This is a genomic window from Oligella sp. HMSC05A10, assembly GCF_001808335.1.
Taxonomy (GTDB): domain Bacteria; phylum Pseudomonadota; class Gammaproteobacteria; order Burkholderiales; family Burkholderiaceae_B; genus Oligella; species Oligella urethralis.
In genome coordinates, this window is sequence record NZ_KV792953.1 from 48,264 (window position 1) to 70,850 (window position 22,587).

General features: G+C 46.0%; 20 protein-coding genes. 2 read left to right on the forward strand and 18 right to left on the reverse strand.

The genetic code is table 11. From position 1 onward, the window contains the following. Positions 1 to 6: 6 nt before the first annotated feature. The 9 genes from hisC to ndk all read right to left on the reverse strand — a co-directional run bounded on the left by hisC (position 7) and on the right by ndk (position 9,225). Positions 7 to 1,095 (reverse strand): histidinol-phosphate transaminase, encoded by a 1,089-nt coding sequence (gene hisC, locus HMPREF3144_RS09930; protein ID WP_018026021.1) that lies wholly within the window; start codon positions 1,093 to 1,095, stop codon positions 7 to 9. A gap of 84 nt (positions 1,096 to 1,179) precedes the next feature. Continuing rightward, positions 1,180 to 2,679, reverse strand: a complete 1,500-nt coding sequence (gene der / locus HMPREF3144_RS09935; RefSeq protein WP_036557695.1) for a ribosome biogenesis GTPase Der — start codon at positions 2,677 to 2,679, stop codon at positions 1,180 to 1,182. Next, positions 2,676 to 3,851 (reverse strand): outer membrane protein assembly factor BamB, encoded by a 1,176-nt coding sequence (gene bamB, locus HMPREF3144_RS09940; protein WP_083290440.1) that lies wholly within the window; start codon positions 3,849 to 3,851, stop codon positions 2,676 to 2,678. The genes der and bamB overlap by 4 nt, the downstream gene beginning before the upstream one ends. Beyond that, positions 3,832 to 4,491: a YfgM family protein gene (locus HMPREF3144_RS09945; RefSeq protein WP_018026018.1), complete on the reverse strand. Its 660-nt coding sequence runs from the start codon at positions 4,489 to 4,491 to the stop codon at positions 3,832 to 3,834. Before HMPREF3144_RS09945 ends, bamB begins: the two co-directional genes overlap by 20 nt. A gap of 6 nt (positions 4,492 to 4,497) precedes the next feature. Beyond that, positions 4,498 to 5,805 (reverse strand): histidine--tRNA ligase, encoded by a 1,308-nt coding sequence (gene hisS, locus HMPREF3144_RS09950; protein WP_070477722.1) that lies wholly within the window; start codon positions 5,803 to 5,805, stop codon positions 4,498 to 4,500. 25 nt (positions 5,806 to 5,830) lie between these two features. Next, positions 5,831 to 7,108, reverse strand: a complete 1,278-nt coding sequence (ispG, locus tag HMPREF3144_RS09955) for a flavodoxin-dependent (E)-4-hydroxy-3-methylbut-2-enyl-diphosphate synthase (protein ID WP_070477724.1) — start codon at positions 7,106 to 7,108, stop codon at positions 5,831 to 5,833. Between the two features lie 5 nt (positions 7,109 to 7,113). Continuing rightward, positions 7,114 to 7,638, reverse strand: a complete 525-nt coding sequence (locus tag HMPREF3144_RS09960) for a helix-turn-helix domain-containing protein (RefSeq protein WP_070477726.1) — start codon at positions 7,636 to 7,638, stop codon at positions 7,114 to 7,116. Beyond that, entirely contained in the window at positions 7,635 to 8,807 is a 1,173-nt protein-coding gene (gene rlmN / locus HMPREF3144_RS09965) for a dual-specificity RNA methyltransferase RlmN (RefSeq protein ID WP_246823946.1), read from the reverse strand. The genes HMPREF3144_RS09960 and rlmN overlap by 4 nt, the downstream gene beginning before the upstream one ends. A 10-nt stretch (positions 8,808 to 8,817) precedes the next feature. After that, positions 8,818 to 9,225 carry a nucleoside-diphosphate kinase gene (ndk, locus tag HMPREF3144_RS09970; protein ID WP_018026013.1) on the reverse strand — a complete coding sequence of 136 codons (408 nt, stop codon included), beginning with the start codon at positions 9,223 to 9,225 and terminating at the stop codon, positions 8,818 to 8,820. 333 nt (positions 9,226 to 9,558) lie between these two features. On the opposite strand from ndk, the gene HMPREF3144_RS09975 reads away from it, so the two are divergent. Then, positions 9,559 to 12,399 carry a valine--tRNA ligase gene (locus HMPREF3144_RS09975; protein ID WP_070477730.1) on the forward strand — a complete coding sequence of 947 codons (2,841 nt, stop codon included), beginning with the start codon at positions 9,559 to 9,561 and terminating at the stop codon, positions 12,397 to 12,399. An 84-nt stretch (positions 12,400 to 12,483) separates the two neighbouring features. Here HMPREF3144_RS09975 and HMPREF3144_RS09980 read toward each other — a convergent pair whose 3' ends face one another. The 7 genes from HMPREF3144_RS09980 to rpmI form a co-directional block, all read right to left on the reverse strand. Next, positions 12,484 to 12,744 carry a DUF5339 family protein gene (locus HMPREF3144_RS09980; RefSeq protein ID WP_070477732.1) on the reverse strand — a complete coding sequence of 87 codons (261 nt, stop codon included), beginning with the start codon at positions 12,742 to 12,744 and terminating at the stop codon, positions 12,484 to 12,486. A 157-nt stretch (positions 12,745 to 12,901) separates the two neighbouring features. Beyond that, a complete protein-coding gene (locus HMPREF3144_RS09985) occupies positions 12,902 to 13,288 on the reverse strand; it encodes a MerR family transcriptional regulator (protein WP_018026010.1) in 387 nt (128 codons plus the stop codon). A gap of 183 nt (positions 13,289 to 13,471) precedes the next feature. Next, the gene (locus HMPREF3144_RS09990; protein ID WP_018026009.1) at positions 13,472 to 13,780 is read right to left on the reverse strand and encodes an integration host factor subunit alpha; all 309 of its coding nucleotides are present in this window, start codon (positions 13,778 to 13,780) and stop codon (positions 13,472 to 13,474) included. Positions 13,781 to 13,797: 17 nt separating this feature from the next. Next, complete coding sequence (gene pheT, locus HMPREF3144_RS09995; protein WP_070477733.1) at positions 13,798 to 16,200, reverse strand: phenylalanine--tRNA ligase subunit beta; 2,403 nt, start codon at positions 16,198 to 16,200, stop codon at positions 13,798 to 13,800. 63 nt (positions 16,201 to 16,263) lie between these two features. Beyond that, on the reverse strand, positions 16,264 to 17,286 hold the full coding sequence (gene pheS, locus HMPREF3144_RS10000; RefSeq protein ID WP_036557704.1) for a phenylalanine--tRNA ligase subunit alpha: 1,023 nt from the start codon (positions 17,284 to 17,286) through the stop codon (positions 16,264 to 16,266). A gap of 104 nt (positions 17,287 to 17,390) precedes the next feature. After that, positions 17,391 to 17,750, reverse strand: coding sequence for a 50S ribosomal protein L20 (rplT, locus tag HMPREF3144_RS10005; RefSeq protein ID WP_018026006.1), 360 nt, complete (start codon positions 17,748 to 17,750; stop codon positions 17,391 to 17,393). A gap of 13 nt (positions 17,751 to 17,763) precedes the next feature. Next, complete coding sequence (rpmI, locus tag HMPREF3144_RS10010; RefSeq protein WP_018026005.1) at positions 17,764 to 17,961, reverse strand: 50S ribosomal protein L35; 198 nt, start codon at positions 17,959 to 17,961, stop codon at positions 17,764 to 17,766. Between the two features lie 445 nt (positions 17,962 to 18,406). Here rpmI and HMPREF3144_RS10015 point away from each other — a divergent pair, with 445 nt between their 5' ends. Next, positions 18,407 to 19,408 (forward strand): Bug family tripartite tricarboxylate transporter substrate binding protein, encoded by a 1,002-nt coding sequence (locus HMPREF3144_RS10015; protein WP_102705933.1) that lies wholly within the window; start codon positions 18,407 to 18,409, stop codon positions 19,406 to 19,408. 81 nt (positions 19,409 to 19,489) lie between these two features. On the opposite strand, the gene HMPREF3144_RS10020 is transcribed toward HMPREF3144_RS10015, so the two are convergent. Together HMPREF3144_RS10020 and HMPREF3144_RS10025 are read right to left on the reverse strand one after the other, a co-directional pair. Continuing rightward, complete coding sequence (locus HMPREF3144_RS10020) at positions 19,490 to 20,680, reverse strand: CaiB/BaiF CoA transferase family protein (RefSeq protein ID WP_070477735.1); 1,191 nt, start codon at positions 20,678 to 20,680, stop codon at positions 19,490 to 19,492. Positions 20,681 to 20,732: 52 nt separating this feature from the next. After that, complete coding sequence (locus tag HMPREF3144_RS10025; protein WP_070477737.1) at positions 20,733 to 22,337, reverse strand: YifB family Mg chelatase-like AAA ATPase; 1,605 nt, start codon at positions 22,335 to 22,337, stop codon at positions 20,733 to 20,735. Between the last annotated feature and the right edge of the window lie 250 nt (positions 22,338 to 22,587).

A 22,587-nucleotide genomic window follows, 5' to 3' on the forward strand; every position in this document is an offset into this window, starting at 1 on the left:
AAAGGCTTATTTAGTGTCGGTAGCACTAAAATAATCATTTAAGGCCTTAACTAAAGCATCACACGCTTCCTTAAGACCGATTGTAATTCTCAGATATGGGGCGCAACGCTCTGTTTTAAAGTGACGCACTAAAATTTTTCTTTCCCGTAAAGCGAGCGCCAATGCCTCTGCATCATGTGCAGGATGAGTGACAAAGAGGAAATTGGCCGATGAAGGCAGCACCTCAAAACCTAAGGCCTTTAAATCCGCACTGAGTTCATCACGCCACTGGATGATTTTTTGACGAGTTTCTTGAAAATAATCATCCGCTTGAAATGCAGCAATCGCCCCAGCTTGTGCTAAACGATCGATAGGATAGGAATTAAAGCTATTTTTGACACGGTTTAAGGCTTGAATTAAATCCGCCTGGGCAAAGGCAAAACCCACTCTTAAACCCGCTAAGGAACGTGATTTAGATAGGGTTTGAAAAACTATCAAATTGGCATAATCCCTAATCAAGCGGATCGCTGTCTCGGCACCAAAGTCCACATAAGCCTCATCCACTGCCACCAGGATATTGGGCTGCGCTTTTAGGAGACGCTCAATCTCATCTAGCCCCAGCGCCACACTGGTCGGTGCATTAGGATTTGGAAAAATAATACTGGAAACCTCTGCTGGATCTAAGGCACAGTAATCATCAATATTGATACGATAATCCTCAGTCACTGGCATCGTCGCAAAATCAATCTCATATAAACCAGCATATACTGGGTAGAAACTATAGGAGAGATCCGGAAATACCAGTTTTTTACCTGGATGACGAAATAACGCGTTAAAGGCATGTCCTAAAGCCTCATCGGAGCCATTTCCAACAAATACCTGCGCTGCTTCAATCCCGTAGTAATCGGCTACTACCTGGCGCAGTTCTTCCGACTCAGCCGGTGGATATAGCTGCAATGCACCGTCCGCAGCTGCTTTAATCGCAGCCACCACCGCCGGCGCCGCAGGAAACGGCGATTCATTACTATTTAACTTAATAAACTCTCCCTCTTTAGGCTGCTCGCCTGGCACATAGGGCTGTAATGACTCAACAAAGGGGCTCCAAAACTTACTCATGCTTAACTCAATCGTGACTTTATGAACAGGATAGAATTCAACTAAAATAGCCTAAACCCTTGAGGTCACAGGCTATTTTATAATTTAAATATAGGGATTACGGGAGGATTTAAAATGAATCCTCAACGGTGTGCCGTCCAATTTAAACGCCTTACGAAAACGCGTTTCCAAATAACGACGATAGGAATCTGGCACCGCTTCCAACTGATTACCATGAATCACAATCAATGGCGGATTTTGACCACCCTGATGGGCATAACGCAATTTAGGGCGGAAAATCCCCTTGCGGGGTGGCGCTTGTTGCTCGACCGCCTCACGCAAGATGCGGGTTAATTTAGGCGTAGAAAGCTTAAGAAAAGCGGCTGCATGGGCTTCATTTACTGAACGCAATAAAGCACCGATACCGCGTCCCTTAAGGGCAGAGATTTTATGCATCTTGGCAAAGCTTAAAAAGCGTAATTTACGATTAAACTCACGCTCAATCCACTCTTTGTTATAGTCGTCCAAGCCGTCCCATTTATTAATTGCGACGACCAAGGCGCGACCGCTTTCCATAACAAAACCGGCAATATGCGCATCCTGCTCAGATATTTCAGTCTGTGCATCCAACACTAAAACGACTACATTCGAAGCCTCAATGGCTTGCAATGTTTTAATTACAGAGAACTTTTCAATGCTCTCAAATACGCGTCCACGCTTGCGCAAACCAGCTGTATCAATGAGGGTATATTTACGATCACCATGATTAAATTCAATCTCAATGGCATCACGCGTAGTACCAGGTAAATCATAGGCAATCACGCGCTCTTCACCCAGCAAGGTATTAATTAACGTGGATTTACCGACATTAGGACGCCCGACAATGGCTAATTTAATACGATGATCGTTAAAAGCCGCCGTTGCAGATTCGGCTGCCTCAGCCTCATGTGGCAGCAGCTCATCAACGTCAAGCGCATCTGCCTCTTGTTCTAAGGCAGCAATGGCCTCTTCGCTAAGCTCTGCCTCCGGATCGTACAGCTCATCCAGAGAGGACTCTTCCGCATCAAGACTAATTAAATCCTCGTGCTTAGCATAAGTTTCATGTGCCTTGTCGAGTGCCAAATCAATCAGCTGCTTAACACCATCACCATGGGCCGAGGAAATTTGATAGGGCTCACCTAAACCTAACTCATAGAATTCCGCTGCAGCCTGCCCCGCTTGCATACCCTCAGCCTTATTCACAGCAAGAATCACCGGTCTACCAATACGGCGAATTTTAACTGCAATATCATGGTCATGGCTGTTAATACCAGCGCGAACATCTACTAAAAAGATAACCACATCCGATTCGATGATGGCTTGCTCGGTTTGTCTGGCCATTTCGACCAGAATACCGCTTTTCGTTTCAGGCTCAAAGCCGCCCGTGTCGATCACCAAATACGGTGAATCACCTATCCGCCCTTCACCATAGTGACGGTCGCGCGTCAGACCGGGGAAGTCGGCTACAATCGCATCGCGTGAGCGTGTCAGACGATTAAATAAAGTGGACTTACCAACGTTGGGACGACCAACAATGGCCACTACAGGTTTAAATGTTGACCTCACTGCGCACCTAGCATAACTAAACGACCACCACCCGTTTGTACAAGCACACCATAGGGAGTGGCAGTCAACGGTGATTGAATAGCGCGACTATCGCCTACCGAAATACGGCCCTGTAACTGACCTGTATTAGGCTCGTAGAAGTGCACATAGCCCTGGTAATCACCAACAAAAACTTTATTGTTAAAATAAACCGGATTAGTTAAACCGCGATTCCGCAATTCATTATCCTGCCAAATAATCTCGCCGCTCGCACCGTCTAAGGCAGTCACTTCACCGTGCATACCAGAGGCAAATAGGCGATTTTGATAGGCGCCTAAACCAACCGAACTAGAAAAAGGACGAGTCCATTTTAGTTGAGGGGCCACTTGAGCACTACCGCCTTGATAACATAAAATCGCCCCTTGATAGCTGTTAGCGCATACCGCATCAGACACTCGTACCGGCAAACCAACAACATCAATGACCGAATCTAAATCGGTCGCACCGATCGCTGAACTAATTTTAATATCCCATAGCGGTCGACCATCCACTAAATTAAGTGCCACAATACGTCCTACTGGCACCGGCACAATCACTAAGTTGTCCACCACAATCATGCGGGTATCAGTCTTTAGTGATAGCAGTGCATTGGTACGCATGTATGACCACTGCAATTCACCGCTTTGGCGATCAAACCCTTGGACACGATAATCATCATTACGCACAACGATCATATTAGCGGCAACCACGGGTGGTGTTGAGCTTATAGTTGAGGTCTTACTTTCCCATAACTGCGAACCGCTGGCTGCATCCAAAGCAATAACACGACCATCACGCGTGGTGACGACAACGACTTGACCATCGGTACCCACGCCCGCCGCTAACTGCGTGCCTATATTTGTATTCCAGCGAACAGCGCCATTTGCTAGGGCTAGACGCGCAACTTGACCGTTTGGCGTTGCTGCAAAGACCTCATCACCCAACACGATAGGAGCAAAACCATGATCACCCGCAGAACCAATCGCTTGGGACCACACCAGATGACCCTGTGCAGTTTGCTCATAACTCGTTAACTCCACCGGGTCAAAACGACTTTCGGATGAAAATAAGCCGCAAGCACTTAAACTCATGGCACTCAGTGCAGCCACAGCAAATAAACGAGTTGATTTGAATTTAGCTTTGAGGTTGCTCATTTACCCCTCCTAATACATTAAGCTTGAACTGTACTGTCTGAATGAATTCAGCGCTTACGCCGGCAGTTTGTATTGCTTGAGACCATTGCTCAAGCGCACTCTTGAGCTCACCTTGAGCAAAATAGATATCACCGCGTTTATCAGCAAACAATGCCTCGTAACCACTGACATCCTGCGTTAATAGACTGAAAGCTGAATCATACTTTTCTTGATTCGTGTACAAGGTCGCTAATTGCAACTTGGCCGCACCTTGTAATTCTGGATGCTTATTAGCAGCATCTAACACACGCTGTAACTCGGCCTCAGCCTGAGCATCATCACCCTTATCAGCATAAGCACGTGCAGCCAACAAGGCCGCACGACCGGCGTAGACATTAGCACTGTACTTATCTTGTAAGATTTGATTAGCCTCTTGCAAACGACGTAAACTGGCCTCATCTTTGGCTTTATAGGTGCTATTTACAATATCATAATAGGCCAGCGCATTACGTGTTTGATAGCTTTGGTACCAGTTCCAACCATACCAACCTAAAATAGCCAATAAGATAACAAGTATCAGACCACTGAGTAGATTACCCCAACGCTCCCACCATGCCTTAAGCCGGTCAATTTTTTCCTGTTCTTCTAAATCAAAAGCCATGCTTTACTACTTCCTTTCTGCTAACACCTGAACTAAATCGGCTTGAGGCACCTCAAACTGATGTTCAATAGTACCATTTTCTGTTGCACGTAACGGCTTAAGTGCTACTTTATTCTGCGCTAATTCTTCCTCGCCGATCACAACCGCCCAACGAGCACCGCTGAGGTCAGCACGTTTAAATTGTGATTTAAAGCCACTTGAACCGGCGTGAACCATCACCTTCCAACCCGCATCACGACATTTTTCAGCCAATAAGGCAGCTACCTGTGAAGCCTTTTCGCCCTGATGCACAAAATAAATTTCTGTTTCTTGCGGACTCTCAAATACACCCTGCTCATCAGCTAACTCTAATAAACGTTCTAAGCCCAAACCAAAGCCTACACAAGGGGTCGCTTTACCGCCTAAGAGCTCAAATAAACCATCATAGCGACCACCACCACACACAGTACCCTGGGCACCCAAGGCATCAGTCACCCACTCAAAAACTGTGAGGTTGTAGTAATCTAGACCTCGCACTAAGCGTGGATTAATAACATAATCAATACCTGCTTGCTGCAGACGTTCACATACCGCCTCAAAATGCGCTTTAGACTCTGCCCCCAAATAATCAAATAATTTAGGTGCATTATTAGCCATCTCTTGCATGGTGGGATTTTTAGTATCAAGCACACGCAAGGGATTACTATACATACGACGCTTAGCATCTTCGTCTAAAATAGCCACATGCTTTTCCAAATAGGCAATCAATGCCTCACGGTGCTGTGCACGCTCAGCACTTTGACCTAAACAATTAAGCTCTAAACGAATATTAGTTAATTTTAATTTACGCCATAAACGGGCTAATAATAGGATGATTTCCACATCCATATCCGGCCCATCGAAGCCCATCGCTTCGACTGACAATTGGTGGAATTGACGATAACGACCCTTTTGTGGGCGTTCATGTCTAAAAACCTGCCCCATGGCATAAGCCCGCAGCGGACGCTCATATAACAGATTATGCTCAATAGCGGCTCGCACCACGCCAGCAGTAAATTCCGGACGCATCGTCAACATATCCTCAGGGTCGACTTTATCAGCGTCTTTTTTCATGGTGAAGGTGTACATTTCCTTTTCTACAATATCGGTCACCTCACCAATACCTCGTGCAAATAAACGGGTTTGCTCAAGAATGGGGGTACGGATATTTTGATATCCATATTGTGCGAGTAAGGATTTGATGATATTTTCTAGTTGCTCCCACTTATAACTTTCATTGGGCAAAATATCATTCATGCCGCGAATGGCATGAACTTTATTAAAGGTTTTTGACATAAGAACGATTTGTAAATAGTTTTAATTAAGACTTTTGACCATAACGCTGCTCAACATATGCTTCGACAATCTGTTGAAACTCTTCAGCGATACCCTCACCCTTTAGCGTCATGCGACGCTCGCCGTCAATAAATACTGGCGCCGCAGGCACTTCACCAGTGCCCGGTAGACTAATACCGATATCTGCATGGCGACTTTCTCCAGGGCCATTTACCACACATCCCATCACCGCCACATTCATATTTTCAACACCGGGATAGCGTTGACTCCATTCAGGCATACTTTTTCTTAAAAACTGCTGAATGCTATCCGCCAACTCTTGGAAAAACGTACTGCTAGTACGACCGCAGCCAGGACAAGCGACCACCATCGGTGTAAAGGCACGCAGTCCCATGGATTGAAGCATTTCCTGTGCCACAATCACTTCATTAGCGCGATTACCGCCCGGCTCAGGTGTTAATGAAATACGAATGGTATCACCAATCCCCTCTTGCATCAGCACTGCTAAGGCAGCCGTCGATGCGACGATGCCCTTGGAGCCCATCCCTGCCTCAGTTAAACCTAAATGCAAAGCATAATGACAGCGAGTAGCGAGATTACGGTAAACGGCAATTAAATCCTGCACATGACTGACCTTGCAAGATAAGATAATTTTATCTGCGGCCAGACCCAATTCCTCAGCGCGCATAGCATTGCTAATAGCCGATACAACCAGCGCTTCACGCATAACGGCCTGCGCCTCCCAAGGTTTGGCACGATGATTATTTTCATCCATCATCTTGGCCATCAAGTCCTGATCCAGGCTACCCCAGTTCACCCCAATGCGTACTGGCTTATTATTTTTGAGGGCGACCTCAATCATTTTGGCGAAATTATCATCGCGACGCTTGCCACCACCCATATTGCCGGGATTAATACGGTATTTTGAAAGAGCTTGAGCACATTCGGGATAATCACTTAACAACTTATGACCGTTATAGTGAAAGTCCCCCACCAAGGGTACATTAACGCCCATCTTATCAAGCTGCTCACGAATGGCTGGCACTTCTTTAGCCGCCTCCGATGTATTTACCGTAATACGCACTAACTCAGAGCCTGCCAAGGCTAATTCCTTGACCTGAATTGCTGTCGCAATCGCATCCGCCGTGTCAGTATTGGTCATGGACTGCACGACCACCGGGGCTGAGCCACCAACAGCAACAATCCGGTCCTGCCATTGAATGTTGACTTGGTGTGTATGGTGCCGTCTTAGTGGACCAACAGCAAATGGTTTATCACTCAACTCAAGATTTGTTTTTATCATCGTGTTTAAACAGCCTCAAACCAGTCTTTGACAAAGCCCAAATTGAGGTCATCAAAGCTAATCGCACCCTGCCAAAGTGCCACACCCAGCACGATCACAATCACTAATAACAACAAGAAAATGATGGTAAAAATGGAAAAACCACCCCCTTTAGGTGCTCCGGTCGGCGTAGGCGACATACGATAATCCAGACTACTGACTAAATTTGACTTGGACGCCTTAGCAACAGCGGGCTTATTACCCGTCTCACGAGTCAACATTTCAAGCGCTAACGCAGGATCAACGTCTAAAGCCTGGGCGTACTTACGCACCAAGGCACGTAAAGCAAAACCCTGAGGTAACAAATCCCAGTTTTTATCTTCAAGTGCTTGTAATTGACGCTTACTATATTTAGTCACATTAGCCACATCCTCTAAGCTTAAATTCTTACGAAGACGGCTGGCATGCAATAAACCGCCTAAGGAATCCGCTAATTCGGGCTGTGGCGCAGATTCTTTGCTTAAATCAGGCATTTGATCTTGAGGGTTCACTTTTGTACCTCGTATATTGGAATAACCCCATCGGCAACGGGAATCACCTCGTCACCACGGCGCTTTTGAGTAATTCTGGAGCGATCCTTAACATCACCCGCTAATTGACCACAGGCAGCATCAATATCATCACCACGTGTCTTACGCGTCGTTGTGATCACACCAGCCGCTTGTAGACGCTCGGCAAAAGCTCGCACTCGATTATTGGAAGAGCGCTTCAAACCAGATTGCGGGAAAGGATTAAATGGGATCAGATTTAATTTGCAACGCACCTCTTTAGCGATTGCAATTAATTCATCTGCATGCTGATCGGAGTCATTTACCCCATCAAGCATAATATATTCAAATGTTATGAAATCACGGGGCGCATGTGCTAAATAACGGTTACAAGCAGCAAGCAGCTCACGTAAAGGATACTTTTTATTTAAAGGGACCAAACGATCGCGTAAATCGTCATTTGGCGCATGCAATGAAACAGCCAAAGCCACGGGACAATCCTCAGCCAAACGATCCATCATCGGCACCACGCCAGAGGTGGAAACCGTCACCCGACGACGTGATAGGCCGTAAGCATTATCCTCAACCATTAATTTTAAGGCGGGCAATAACTCGCGATAGTTAAGTAAGGGCTCACCCATACCCATCATCACGACATTGGAAATGACGCGTAATGGTTCAACAGGCAATTGCCCATCGGTGCGTGCAGCGGATTGATTCTTGAGTAATTCAGCTCGCGCATACCAAAGCTGAGCAATTATCTCAGCCGTGGTGAGATTGCGGTTAAAACCCTGATAACCGGTTGAGCAAAAAGGACATGCCACAGTACAGCCAGCTTGACTTGAAATGCACAAAGTACCGCGATCATCCTCAGGAATAAAAACGGATTCGATGGCGTTATTATCGCCCACATCGAACAGCCATTTGCGCGTACCATCGCTAGAAATTTTATCCACGATAGGCGTAAGCGTGGCTACGGTGTAGCGATTTTGTAGCTCAGCACGAAAGTCCTTGGCCAAATCGCTCATACATGCAAAATCGGCTTCGCCGCGCTGATGCACCCAGCGCAGCAACTGCTTAGCACGAAAAGGCTTATGCCCTGCCGCCTGTAGTTCGGCGCTCAGGGCGTCTAAATCTAAGCCTAATAAGTTTTGCTTTTCAGTCATTGAAATAGAAATTGTATTACTTAGCGAAGAAGTACTCAATTTCAACGGCAGCCGTTTCAGGGGCGTCTGAACCATGTACTGCGTTAGCATCAATACTCTCAGCGAAATCAGCACGAATAGTGCCTGGCGCTGCTTCTTTAGGGTTGGTCGCACCCATCAATTCACGGTTTTTAGCAATCGCATTTTCACCCTCTAAGACCTGCACAAACACTGGACCAGAAATCATGAACTCAACTAAGTCATTAAAGAAAGGACGCTCTTTGTGCACTGCGTAGAAACCCTCTGCATCAGCGCGAGATAACTGCACCATTTTTGCTTCAACCACTTTAAGACCAGCTTTTTCAAAGCGAGAAATAATCTCACCAATCACATTTTTAGCGACAGCATCAGGTTTGATAATAGATAAGGTACGTTCAACCGCCATGGTTTGCTCCCAAATAAAAGTTTAATAGTAAAAAACAGATAAAAAGCTCAACTAGCATTTAAGCTCAAGAAAGCTACACTTAATGCCATAATGTGCTAATAAACGTAGCAATTAAGCCCATAAGTAATTGTTTATCAAGCACGGATTGGCACGACTCGATAAATTACTATTCGCTACTTAATGACTAATTTATGCGTATTTTTGAGCTGTTTTACAGAATCACTCATTTTAACATGCAAACAGTTGCTCTTACACCTTAAAATAGAGCATTAAAAAGAAAAAACATGATTTTGTAACACTTGAATTAATCCAGTATTTAACGACGGTAATCAAATGAATCAAACCCCTCTGAGCGATGAACTTGCCAAAAGTTTTGAGCCTAAAAACATCGAATCTTCCTGGTATGATCGGTGGAATGAATTAGGTATTTTTAAAGCGGGACAGTTTACCCAAACCACCTCACCCGAAAGTGGTAAGCCATATACCATTCAATTCCCACCACCAAACGTCACCGGTACCCTACATATGGGGCACGCTTTTAACCAAACGGTGATGGATAGTTTAATCCGTTACCACCGGATGCTCGGTTGTGACACGGTCTTTGTGCCCGGCACCGACCATGCCGGCATTGCGACTCAAATTGTTGTTGAACGCCAATTAGATGCACAAAAAATCTCTCGCCATGACTTAGGACGCAAGAAGTTTATCGATTGCGTCTGGGACTGGAAGGAAAAGTCCGGCAACACCATGATGTCGCAGTTCCGTCGCTTAGGCTCCTCAGCTGATTGGAGTCGTGAGTACTTCACCATGGACGAGCGCATGAGTAAGGGTGTGATTGAGACCTTTGTGCGCCTATATGAACAGGGTTTGATTTATCGTGGCAAGCGCTTAGTTAACTGGGACCCCGTACTAGGTACAGCGGTTTCTGACCTAGAGGTTGAAAACACCGAGGAAAGTGGTCTGCTCTGGCATATTCGCTATCCGCTGGTGGAGCCGGTGAATGGCTTAAGCCATGTCGTGGTTGCGACAACCCGCCCTGAAACGATGCTTGGTGACGCAGCCGTCATGGTACATCCTGAGGATGAGCGCTATCAGCACTTAATCGGCAAGGAAGTGATTTTACCGATTAGTAATCGCGTAATTCCGATTATTGCCGATGACTATGTCGACAAAGACTTCGGTACCGGAGTCGTCAAAGTCACACCCGCGCACGATTTTAATGACTATGCGGTTGGTCAGCGCCATCATCTGGAGTTGATTAATATCCTCACGCTAGACGCTAAAATTAACGAAAATGCCCCAGCACAGTACCAGGGCATGGATCGTTTTGAGGCTCGTCAAGCCATTTTAGAGGCATTAAAAGAACTAGATTTATTAGCAGAAATTAAACCTCATAAATTAATGGTGCCGCGTGGCGATCGTACTAAAACCGTACTTGAACCAATGCTAACCGATCAATGGTTTGTGGCTATGTCCAAACCCGCTCCCGAGGGCACCTATCACCCCGGCAAAAGCATTACCGAAGCGGCTTTAGAGGCGGTGAGTAGTGGTGAGATTAAGTTCCACCCTGAGAATTGGGTCAACACCTATAACCAATGGCTAAATAATATTCAGGATTGGTGTATTTCGCGTCAACTCTGGTGGGGCCATCAGATCCCTGCGTGGTACAGCAAAGACGGACAGGTATTTGTTGCGCGCACCGAGAGTGAAGCGCTAAAACAAGCCAAAAAAGCTGGTGTTGAGGGCCCGCTCACTCGTGATGAGGATGTGCTAGATACCTGGTTCTCCTCTGCTTTAGTACCCTTTACTACCATGGGCTGGCCGGAGAAAACACCTGATTACAATCGCTACATGCCTTCCAATGTGCTGGTCACAGGTTTTGATATTATCTTCTTCTGGGTTGCTCGGATGATTATGATGAGCAAGCACTTAACCGGTCAGATCCCGTTTAAGCAGGTCTACATTCATGGTCTGATTTTAGATGCCCAGGGTCAGAAAATGTCAAAATCCAAGGGCAATACCCTGGATCCAGTCGATATTATTGACGGCGTGGACTTAGAAACGCTAATCAAAAAGCGCACAGAGGGTCTAATGAATCCTCAGCAAGCGGCACAAATTGAGAAAACCACGCGCGCCAATTTCCCTACCGGTATTGAGCCTTATGGTGCTGATGCACTACGCTTTACCATGGCTGCTTACGCCACGCCGGGCCGCAATATGAACTTTGACTTGAACCGCTGCGGGGGTTATCGCAACTTCTGCAATAAGTTGTGGAATGCGACTCGCTTTGTGTTGATGAATGTGGAGGGTCATAGCCTTGACAAATCCGAATTCGAATTAAGTTTTGTCGATCGCTGGATTATTAGTGAACTACACAAATTCAAAAAGGTCGTTGCTAAAGCCTTTGCCGACTACCGCTTCGATATCCTCGCCAACGCCATTTACCATTTTGTATGGGATGTCTATTGCGATTGGTACTTGGAGATGGCCAAGGTACAGCTACAAAATCAAAATGAAGCGTTGCAGCGTGGCACACGTCGTACCCTAATTAATGTGCTAGAGTCCTTATTGCGCATCGCTCACCCGGTGATTCCTTTTATCACCGAGGAATTGTGGCAAAAAGTGGCACTAGCCGCCGGCGTCATGACAAAATCGCAAAAAACCTCCATTAGTATCAGACCGTATCCTCAAGCCAATGACAGCTTAATTGATGAGAACGCCATTGCCATGGCTGAGGATCTGCAAGCACATATTGAGGCAATTCGTGTATTACGGGGCGAAATGCAACTCTCCCCTGCTGAGCGCGTGCCGCTACTGGCCGTCGGCGATGCAGACAAGCTAACTAGCTATGCCCCTTATTTACGAGCATTGGCCAAGCTAAGTGAGGTGCAGATTGTGGACGAGTTGCCTGATCTCGGCTTCCCAGTACAAAGCTTGGGACAAAGCCAATTAATGCTTAAGGTAGAAATTGATAAAGAAGCTGAATTGGCTCGCTTAACTAAGGAGCTACAACGCTTAGAGGGTGAAATTGCCAAGGCACAAGCGAAGCTAAATAACCAAAACTTCGTTAGCAAAGCCCCTATCGCTGTGGTAGAACAGGAGAAAGAGCGTGTAGTTAAATTTGGCGAACAATTAGTGCAAGTTAAAGAGCAAATGGCTAAACTCGCTAGCTAAACTCCCTTTTTAAGCAGTAAAAAAATAGCAGCTGTATTTCAACCATACAGCTGCTATTTTATTAGCAATCAATTAAGCAATGACTTACATGCCAACGGTTGATTGCTTAAAGGTTTCTAAAGCCTGCTCACAACCTGGGGCTAACATGGATTTATCAGCCACCGTATTTAATTGTTGCTTCGTGCTCTCAACCATTTGTTTGTAGCTATCAGCCATTTGAGGATGTTTTTTTGCAAAGTCTTCTACCGCATTAAAGTAATCCTCACATGCTTTAGGTATATCAGCCGCATGAGCCATAACAGATACTGAACATAACGCAGCGGCAGCGAATAATTTTAATTTCATACTATCGATCCTTTTAATGATTTACCAACAATCGTGTTAATCATTACATATCCATATGACAACAGAATGACGGTTTTATGGCAGAAATATGACGCTTAACAAATACTTAGGGCGTTTGATCCAATCATCAAACGCCCTATCGATCAATAGCAAAAATCTAAATCAGCTTATTTAAGTCCTGAATGATCCCTTCCAACTCCGCACGGATGGTTTGCAGATCATTGGCTGGAATACGCACCGCAGCATCTGCTTCCTCCTGCTGGCGTGGATTACCCAAGCGATTACGTGCGCCGGCAATCGTAAAGCCCTCATCATATAGCAGGGTACGAATTCGCCGAATCAATAATACCTCATGATGCTGGTAATAACGACGATTACCTCGGCGTTTGACCGGATTAAGCTGGGTAAACTCCTGCTCCCAATAACGCAGCACATGCGGCTTTACCTGGCAAAGCTCAGCCACTTCACCAATGGTGAAATAGCGTTTAGCAGGGATGGGTGGTAACTCTACTGTGACAGTTTCTTGAATTTCGGTTTGTTCCATCGCATCTTTAGCCTAAACCACTGAGGGTAGGCATTTGTAATTGTTTTGACTTATCAAAGTGTAGCACAAAACCGACTATTATCGTGCACCTCTAATACGGCAATCTCGGTCTCTAAAAAGATTAAGGCGGTTCATTGCAGATTAGCAACAGCCCGCCCTAATGCTACAAAAGGCCAATAATATCTAATCGGCACAATCCTCAACCAGCTCTTTTAACTTCTGACTGGCATGAAATGTCACCACTCGACGAGCAGAAATCGGAATCAAATCACCGGTCTTGGGATTACGACCTGGACGCGCGGCTTTATCTCTTAATTGGAAATTACCGAAACCGGAAATTCTCACCGCTTTACCCTCGATTAATACATCGCTGATTTGCGCAAAAAAACCATCAACAATATCTTTTGCCTCACGTTTATTAACACCGACGCGATCATATAGTAATTCAGTTAAATCGGCCTTAGTTAACGAAGGCTTTACTGATGTAGTCATCTATTATTCTCCCCGAACTATCGTAATCTAAGACCCAGTTTTTCAACGAGGGTATTAAGAATTTTGCTCATTAACTGCTCCACCTGAGCATCTTCCAGCGTGGCTTTGGCATCTTGCAGCATAAAGCGCATGGCTAAACTGCGTTCGTTCTGTTCAGATTTAGGATCCTTCCAAACATCAAATAATGTAACATCCCGAAGAATACCCTCAGCCTGTATGGGTGCTAAGGCATCCATTACTTGTTGGTAAGCAATATCAGCAGGAGCCCAAACTGCTAAGTCACGGATCACCACCGGTTGCTTGGAAATTTCCTTATACGCTGCTAAGTCATGTGCCATCAGTGGTGCAATGTCAATTTCAAACACCACAGGTGCCGTCGGCAGATCCAACTCAGCTAACCATTGTGGATGAAGTTCGCCGATGATACCAATTTTTTGATCACGATAAAAAATCGTCGCACTACGACCCGGGTGTAAGGCCGGATGTGCTTCGGCCACAAAGCGCAAGTCCTTGGCCTGTGAACCCAACAAGTTTACTAGATCATTTTTCAAATCGAAAAAATCCACTTGCCGTGATTTCTCACCCCACTGCTCGGGCAATGCTAAGCCCCAACTGGCTGCCGCAAAGTACAACGGTTGATGAATGCCTTTTACCGTCGTTTCACTGGCCTCAACCTGAGGTGCATCAAAAAACACTCGACCTAACTCAAAAATACGCACACGATTCTGACGGTATTTTGCATTGTGTGAGATGGTTTTTAATAAGCCGCCAATTAAGCTTGTACGCATCACCGCATACTGCGCAAAAATCGGATTTAAAAGACGGATGGGCTTATCGTTATTTTGATAATTACGCTCCCAACTTTCATCCACAAAGCTATAATTCACTACTTCCTGATAGTCCATAGCCGCCATCAAATGACGGAAAACATGCTCTGAACGACGTACCTCAGGGAATGGGAAAATACTGGCTTGTGCAATTGGTTCACGGGCTGGGATACGTTCAAAGCCATACACCCGTGCCACTTCTTCAATTAAATCCTCTTCAATGGCGATATCAAAACGATAAGAAGGTGCCTTGACCGTAAAGACCTGCTCCGCATCAACTTCAAAATCAAACTCCAGATTAGTGAAGATTTGCTTTACCTCTTCTAGCGAAACCTCAACGCCCAAAACCTTATTACATCGGTCTAAGCGCATTGAGACTGCCTTACGTTCAGGTAAATTGATGATCTGGTCCTGCACCGGGCCGGCACGACCGCCACAAATCTCAAGAATTAAACGGCTAATATACTCAATATGCTCAACAATATTTAAAAAGTCGACACCACGCTCATAGCGATAAGCCGCTTCGGATGAGATTTTATACTTACGGGTTAGGCCCGCAATGGCATCGGGGAACCAGAACGCAGCTTCTAGATAAATATCCTGCGTCTCCAAATCCACTGCAGTCGCATCACCACCCATCACACCAGCTATGCTCTCTGGCCTATCCTCATAACAAATAACACCAGTATCCTCGCTTAGCTCAACCTCTTCACCCACGAGTAGCTTTAACTTTTCACCAGCACGAGCCCAACGTACACTTAAGCCCTTAGCGGTATCGATGTTTTTAATATCAAACACGTGCGTTGGTCGACCCAGTTGCAACATCACATAGTTGGAAATATCCACCAAAGCTGATACTGGACGCATACCCGCTGCGATAATGCGTTGTTTAATATAATCTGGGGTCTCAGCCTTGGCATTCACACCACGAATAATACGACCAGCAAAGCGACCGCATAAATCCGGTGCCTCCACGCGCACTGGCATGGACTCGTCTAAGCTCACCTCCACTGGTGTGAAATCCAGCTTTTGCAACTTAGCGCCGGTTAAGGCTTGCACCTCACGCGCCACACCATATACGGATAAACAATCAGCGCGGTTTGGAGTTAATTTAAACTCAATCACTTTATCGTCTAAATTTAGCGCTTGTCGAATATCGGTACCGACCTCCATGCTATCGTCCAGAATCATCAAACCGGCATGCTCGTCACTAATACCTAATTCACGTGCTGAACACAGCATACCGAGTGATAACTCACCGCGTAACTTGCCCTTTTTAATCTTAAAATCACCAGGCAAGACTGCACCAACACGCGCCATGGGTACCTTAATACCCGCTGCGGCATTGGGCGCACCACAAACGACCTGTATCAACTCACCGGAACCATCATCGACCTGACAAATACGCAATTTATCGGCATTTGGGTGCGCTGCGATCGCTTTAACCTCAGCCACCACCACCCCTTCAAAGGCCGGCGCTAGGGTTTCAACGCCTTCAACCTCAAGACCTGACATTGTCAAGCGATGACAAATGTCCTCCGTAGATAAGTCCGGATTGATTAAACTTCTTAACCAAGATTCTGAAATAAACATAGTAAATTCTATACAAAAAACGAATGGGATAGGAAATGAATACTTCGTTTAAACCTAAATCAACTAGCGATTAAATTGCTCTAAGAAACGCAAATCACCTTCGTAGAATAAACGTAAATCATTAACGCCATAACGCAACATGGTGAGACGTTCAATACCGGAACCAAAGGCAAAACCCATGTATTTTTCTGGATCTAAGCCAAAATTGCGTACTACGTTCGGGTGCACCTGACCCGCCCCGGAAATTTCCAACCACTGCCCTTTCATCGGTCCGCTATTAAACATCATATCGATCTCGGCGGAAGGTTCGGTAAAGGGAAAGAAAGATGAACGGAAACGCAACTGAATATCGTCCGTCTCAAAAAATGCTTGTAAAAACTTGGTATAAACGCCTTTGAGTTCGGCAAAAGAAATATTTTCATCGATCCACAAGCCCTCCACCTGGTGGAACATCGGGCTATGGGTCGCATCACTATCCACACGATAAGTACGGCCAGGCGCAATCACCTTAATCGGTGGTTTATGCTGACGCGCATAGCGCACCTGCATCGGACTGGTATGGGTACGTAACATCAAGGGCAAACCCGCTTCATCTTGATGGTCGATATAAAAGGTATCCTGCATGGAGCGTGCGGGGTGATTTAGCGGATTATTTAAGGAGGTAAAGTTATACCAGTCTGTCTCAATCTCAGGACCATCAGCCACATCAAAACCAATGGAACGGAAAATACCCTCAATCCTTAAAGTCGACTGTATTACTGGATGCAATCCACCGCGATTTAAACCACGGCCGGGTAAGGTCACATCAATTTTTTCAGCTGCCAGACGCTGCGCCAATTGCTCCTCGGCAAAACGTTCGCGACGCGCAGTCAGCAAAGCCTCAATCTCTCGTTTGATTTGGTTAATGCGCTGGCCGACTGCTTTTTTCTCCTCAACAGGCAAGCTGGCGAGTCCCTTAAGTAAGCTGGTAACGGCACCGTTTTTACCTAAAAATTTAGCTTTTTCATTTTCCAGACTGGCCACATCAGGCGCTGCTGCAAATTTTTCTTCTGCTTGTTTAATTAAGTCGTCTAAGGATTCAGTCATTGTCCAAACCATTGATAAAAAAATAGGCGGGATCCTAAAATAGAACCCCGCCTTGATATGAATACAGAATTGCTACACTGTATCTACGTGCTTAACAGTCTAACTTAAGCGGCAAGGGCTGCTTTAGCCTGTTCAACCACTACTTTAAAGCCAGCTTTGTCATTTACCGCCATATCGGCTAATACCTTACGGTCTAAGTCGATGGAGGCTTTACGTAAACCAGCGATAAAGGCGCTATAGGTCACACCGTGCTCACGAACCGCTGCGTTAATACGAGCAATCCAAAGTGAACGGAAAGTGCGTTTTTTGTTGCGACGGTCACGATAAGCGTATTGACCCGCTTTCATTACCGCTTGCTTAGCAACACGGAAAACATTACCGCGACGACCGCGGAAACCTTTAGCTTCAGCTAATACTTTTTTATGACGAGCACGGGCAGTCACACCACCTTTTACACGAGGCATCTTCTTCTCCTAATTATGCGTAAGGCATCATGGCTTTGATTGAAGGTACATCAGACTGATGAACCTCAGTAGTGCCACGTAATTGACGTTTATTTTTTGTGGTTTTCTTAGTTAAGATATGGCTTTTAAAGGCAAAACCACGCTTAACGGTACCACCCGGACGTACGCGAAAGCGCTTAGAAGCACTTTTTTTGGTTTTAATTTTAGGCATAATAACACTCTAAATTGATTGCTAAAACTAGGTGGCTACAATGAGGTGCAGCACTTTTTTGACCTAATAATAACGAGTTATAAGCTCCATAAAATAAGGGCTCACATAAAGTATCACTACCTTATGACTAGGCTAGGAATAACTGAAATCTCTTAAGACTATGCAGTTAGGACTGGCGCAAACGAGCCCAAACTCGATGAAGCGTGTTGTGAATACCAAAAATCCGCAAAGAAATTGCGATAAATAGATAATTCAACAAGCCTAATATCATATCATCAAGCAACTGAGCTGTCTAGCAAACTTGCCATATCTTATAAGCATTAATCAGGCAATGGCTTAATTTCGCCTATCTTCGTTGAATTTGCATAAATATTGTGGTTTTTATGCCTTGAGACCTTAGCAATTGAAATTTATCATGATGCTTTTGACTGTCCGGTGATAATACATGATCAAACAGCTTTTACGCACATCTTGTGTTTGCCTCTTAAGCCTGATGCTAGGTGGCGCTTATGCGAGTGAGCATAGTGCAAGCATCAAGCAAAGCATTGCAACTGATACTAACTGGCCTCATCAAAAACCAATTACCGTGATTGTACCCTATACACCTGGCGGTGCAACCGATACGGTCACTCGTATAGTGATGAATGAGCTCTCCAAACGACTTGGTCAACGCATTATCATTGATAATCGTCCGGGCGCCAACGCCACCATCGGTACAGCGCAATTAGCTCGCTCGCCGGCAGATGGTTATCATTTTGCCACGGTGATTGCTGCGCATGCGGTCAACCCTCATTTGTATCAACTCCCCTACAATGAGGAGTCCTTTGCGCCAGTAACGCAACTGGCCGAGCTGCCTATGTTTTTATTTGTTTCTAAGGCGCTGCCAGTCGATAATGTGGCTGAGCTTGTTGATTATGGCAAAAAGCATCATTTAAACTTTGCCTCAAGTGGCACCGGCTCCAGTGCCCATATGATTGCCTTGCATTTTGCCAATATTAATCAACTCGAGATGACACATATTCCCTATCGTGGCAGCGCACCGATTATTAGCGATTTATTAGCCGGTAGAGTCGATATGGTATTTGACCCGATTTTAGTGCCAATGCCTTATGTAAAAGCGGGTCGGCTAAAGGTGCTAGCGCTGTCGGCTAAGAGCAAATGGCCTGATGAGCCTAGCATCCCCTTGATGACAGAGCTTGGTTATCAACACTTTGATCTTTCCTCATGGGTCGCTCTGATCAGTCCTAAGCACACCCCTGATGCCATTATCGAAAGAATGACGGAGGAAATTGCTGCTATTCTAAAAGACGATCAAGTGCAGCAAAAATTCACGCAAGCCGGCTTTATCCCCAAAGCCAGTAGCGCTGCGGCAATGGCTCAGCTGATCGCAAAGGATAGTCAACGCTATAAACAAATTATTGATAAAAACCGGATCCAATTGGAGTAGCTTAGGGTCTAGCTGTAACGCCAGACACTGTGCCTAGCAAGCTGTATTAGGCAACCATCGTATTGAAGCACAACACCCTTGCTAGATCACACCCTGCTCTCGAAGCTGATGAAGTGTTGCTTGATCAAAACCCAAGCTAAGCAAAACCTCATCCGTGTCCTGCCCTAATGTAGGCGCCTTACGCTCGACGCCGCCGGGAGTTTTACTCAGTTTGGGTAGGATACCCGGTAAGGTCACCGCTGTACCATCCTCTAACTCTCCTTGAATGAGCATCTCACGCGCTTGATAATGCGGATCCTTAAAAATATCTGCCACATCATATACTCTACCCGCCGGCACTCTGTGCTCATGCAATGCCTGCAAGACCTCATCCAAACTATGCTGAGCCGCCCATTGAGCGATAACGCCATCAATGTATTCCGCTTCAGCAACACGACCGTCATTATGCGCAAAAGCCGGATCCTCTGCCATGTCCGGTCGTCCTATCAACAACATCAAACGCTTAAAAATACTATCACCATTGCCGGCGATTAAGGCGTATTTGCCATCGGCACATAAATAGGCATTGCTTGGTGTAATGCCTGGCAAACTACTACCAGCAGGCTGTCGTACCTCACCAAAATGTGCGTATTCGGCGACCAGACTCTCCATCATATTGAACACAGATTCATATAAGGCCACATCAACCACCTGACCACCGCCCTGTTGTACCTCACGATGACGTAAGGCCATCAAGGCACCAATCACCGCATGCAAGGCAGCTAAAGAATCGCCAATCGAAATACCCACACGTACCGGCGGTCTACCCGGCTCCCCACTTAGATGCCTAAACCCCGCCATCGCTTCGCCTACCACACCGAAGCCGGGTCTATCCCGATAAGGCCCTGTCTGTCCATAACCGGAAATCCGAACCATAATTAGGGCTGGATTAATACTTTTTAGCGTGTCTTCATCCAAGCCCCAACTTTCTAGGGCACCGGGGCGGAAGTTCTCCACGAGAATATCAACCTCTTTAACTAGTCGTCGAATAATTGCCTGCCCCTCTGGGGAGCGTAAATTCACCGTGACGGATTTCTTATTACGCGATTGAGAGGCCCACCAAACGGAGGTACCCTCATGTAATAAACGCCACTTTCTCAGCGGATCACCGCTCAATGGCGGCTCGATTTTGATCACTTCAGCACCAAATTCGGCAAGAATTTTGGTGGTAAAAGGTCCGGCAATTAACTGCCCCAACTCTAACACTTTAATACCGTCTAATGGGCGCATGATGGAGTCCTACACAGTATAAATTAACATTTAAAATGCTATTCTAGCACCTAAATCAATGATGGATAGCCGTGCCTTTTCTCGCTTCATACCAATAGAGCCTCGCCTCTTCCTTTTTTGAAAAAGGCTGTCTGCAAGCAATCGCTAGCGCTACATCCTCCCTTTCAATCAGCTCTGCGCCTCGCATATCAGCGGCGCTACGTGCAAGCTTAAGTACCGACTGCACAATACGGGCCGACCACGCCTTTTGCTGCGCTGTAATTTCTAAATAGCTCTGATCCTTAGGCCGTAAGCGACAAAACTCAGTCAGCTGCAGTGTATTTAAATCCACATTAAGTACGCCTTGACGTTGTAATTGATGTGCTCTACACAAACTGACTCGTTCCCGCACCAGCACTGAAGTCTCGGCCGGCTCAGTTTCTAAGTAACTGCCACTGAGCAGCGGTAATTTATAGTGAATATCAATGCGCTCCAATAAAGGGCCAGAAACACGCGCTTGATACTGATTAATCGCCCGATGCGTACAAGTACAATCAATCTCCGGGTGGTCTAAATAACCGCAAGCACAAGGATTAGTCGCGGCAACGAATTGAAACTTCGCCGGATAACGCTGCTGATAATGTGCTCGTGCAACACTGATCTCACCAGATTCCAACGGCACTCGCAAGGCCTCTAAAGTACTACGCTTAAACTCGGCCAACTCATCTAAAAATAACACCCCGTGATGCGCTAAACTCAACTCGCCTGGATAGGCATGCACACCACCCCCTAACAGGGCTGGATCGGAAATGGAGTGATGCGGTGCCCTAAATGATGGTCTATAGCCCCTATCCACAATGCCATTCGCTGACACACTTTGAATGGCGATACGCTCTAGCCGCTGTAGATTAGTTAAATCTGGCAAAATCGTTGGTAAGCGCTGTGCCAACATCGTCTTACCCACACCAGAAGGTCCACTAAATAAAAGACTATGCCCACCACTTGCTGCTAGTTCCAACAAATAACACGCCTGCGCTTGACCGCGCACATCAGATAAACATAGCCCTGGTTCTAGCATCATAGCAGCAGCATCACTCGCAACGCCCGCCACCGCATCAAGTCTATCGGCAGTGTATGGTGTCAGCTCTCGCTTCCCTGCCAAGTACGCCACCACCTCGCTCAGACTATCTGCACCTATCACGCTTAAGCCCTCAACCAAGGAAGCCATCGCCGCATCGCTTTTAGGCATAATCAAGACCGCTGCAGGATCACTTTTATAGATGGACAAAGCCAAAATTAATGGTGATTGGATAGCAGTCAAGGCGCCCGTCAATGACAGTTCACCGACAAAGTATAAGTGTGGTAGACGCCGTTGAAGCTCACGCGAAAGGTGTAATTGCCCAGTAGCCATTAAAACCCCCAACGCAATCGCTAAATCAAAGCGTCCAGAGTCTTTAGGCAAATCAGCGGGTGATAGATTAACCGTGATACGGCCAAGCGGAAACTCATAGCCAGAGCTAAGAATGGCGGTACGCACACGATCTCGACTTTCTTTAACCCCAGTGCTCACCTGACCGACGACTAAAAAACTAGGTAGGCCGGGACCTATATGAACCTCTGTACGCACCAAGGTGGAAGTCATCCCAATGGGTGCGCAACTATTCAAAACAGCAAGCGCCACATCATCTCCTTCTAAAGCAGTTAGTATCAGTTTGCATGAAGATGAAAGCGCTGCGTAGTCTTAGGACATTTTTGTCCTAGTGAAGAACACTCCGTAGTGATTTTAGGAAGTGCTAGTTCTGCACTGGTCCATCGGTGCTCACAAGACAATCAAAAAGGGGCGGATTAGTCTCACGCCCCTATCACTTGTTAAACAGTAAAGCAGTCTCTCTTAGCCTCGGTATTTGTCAAGATAGTTGTCACTCATACAT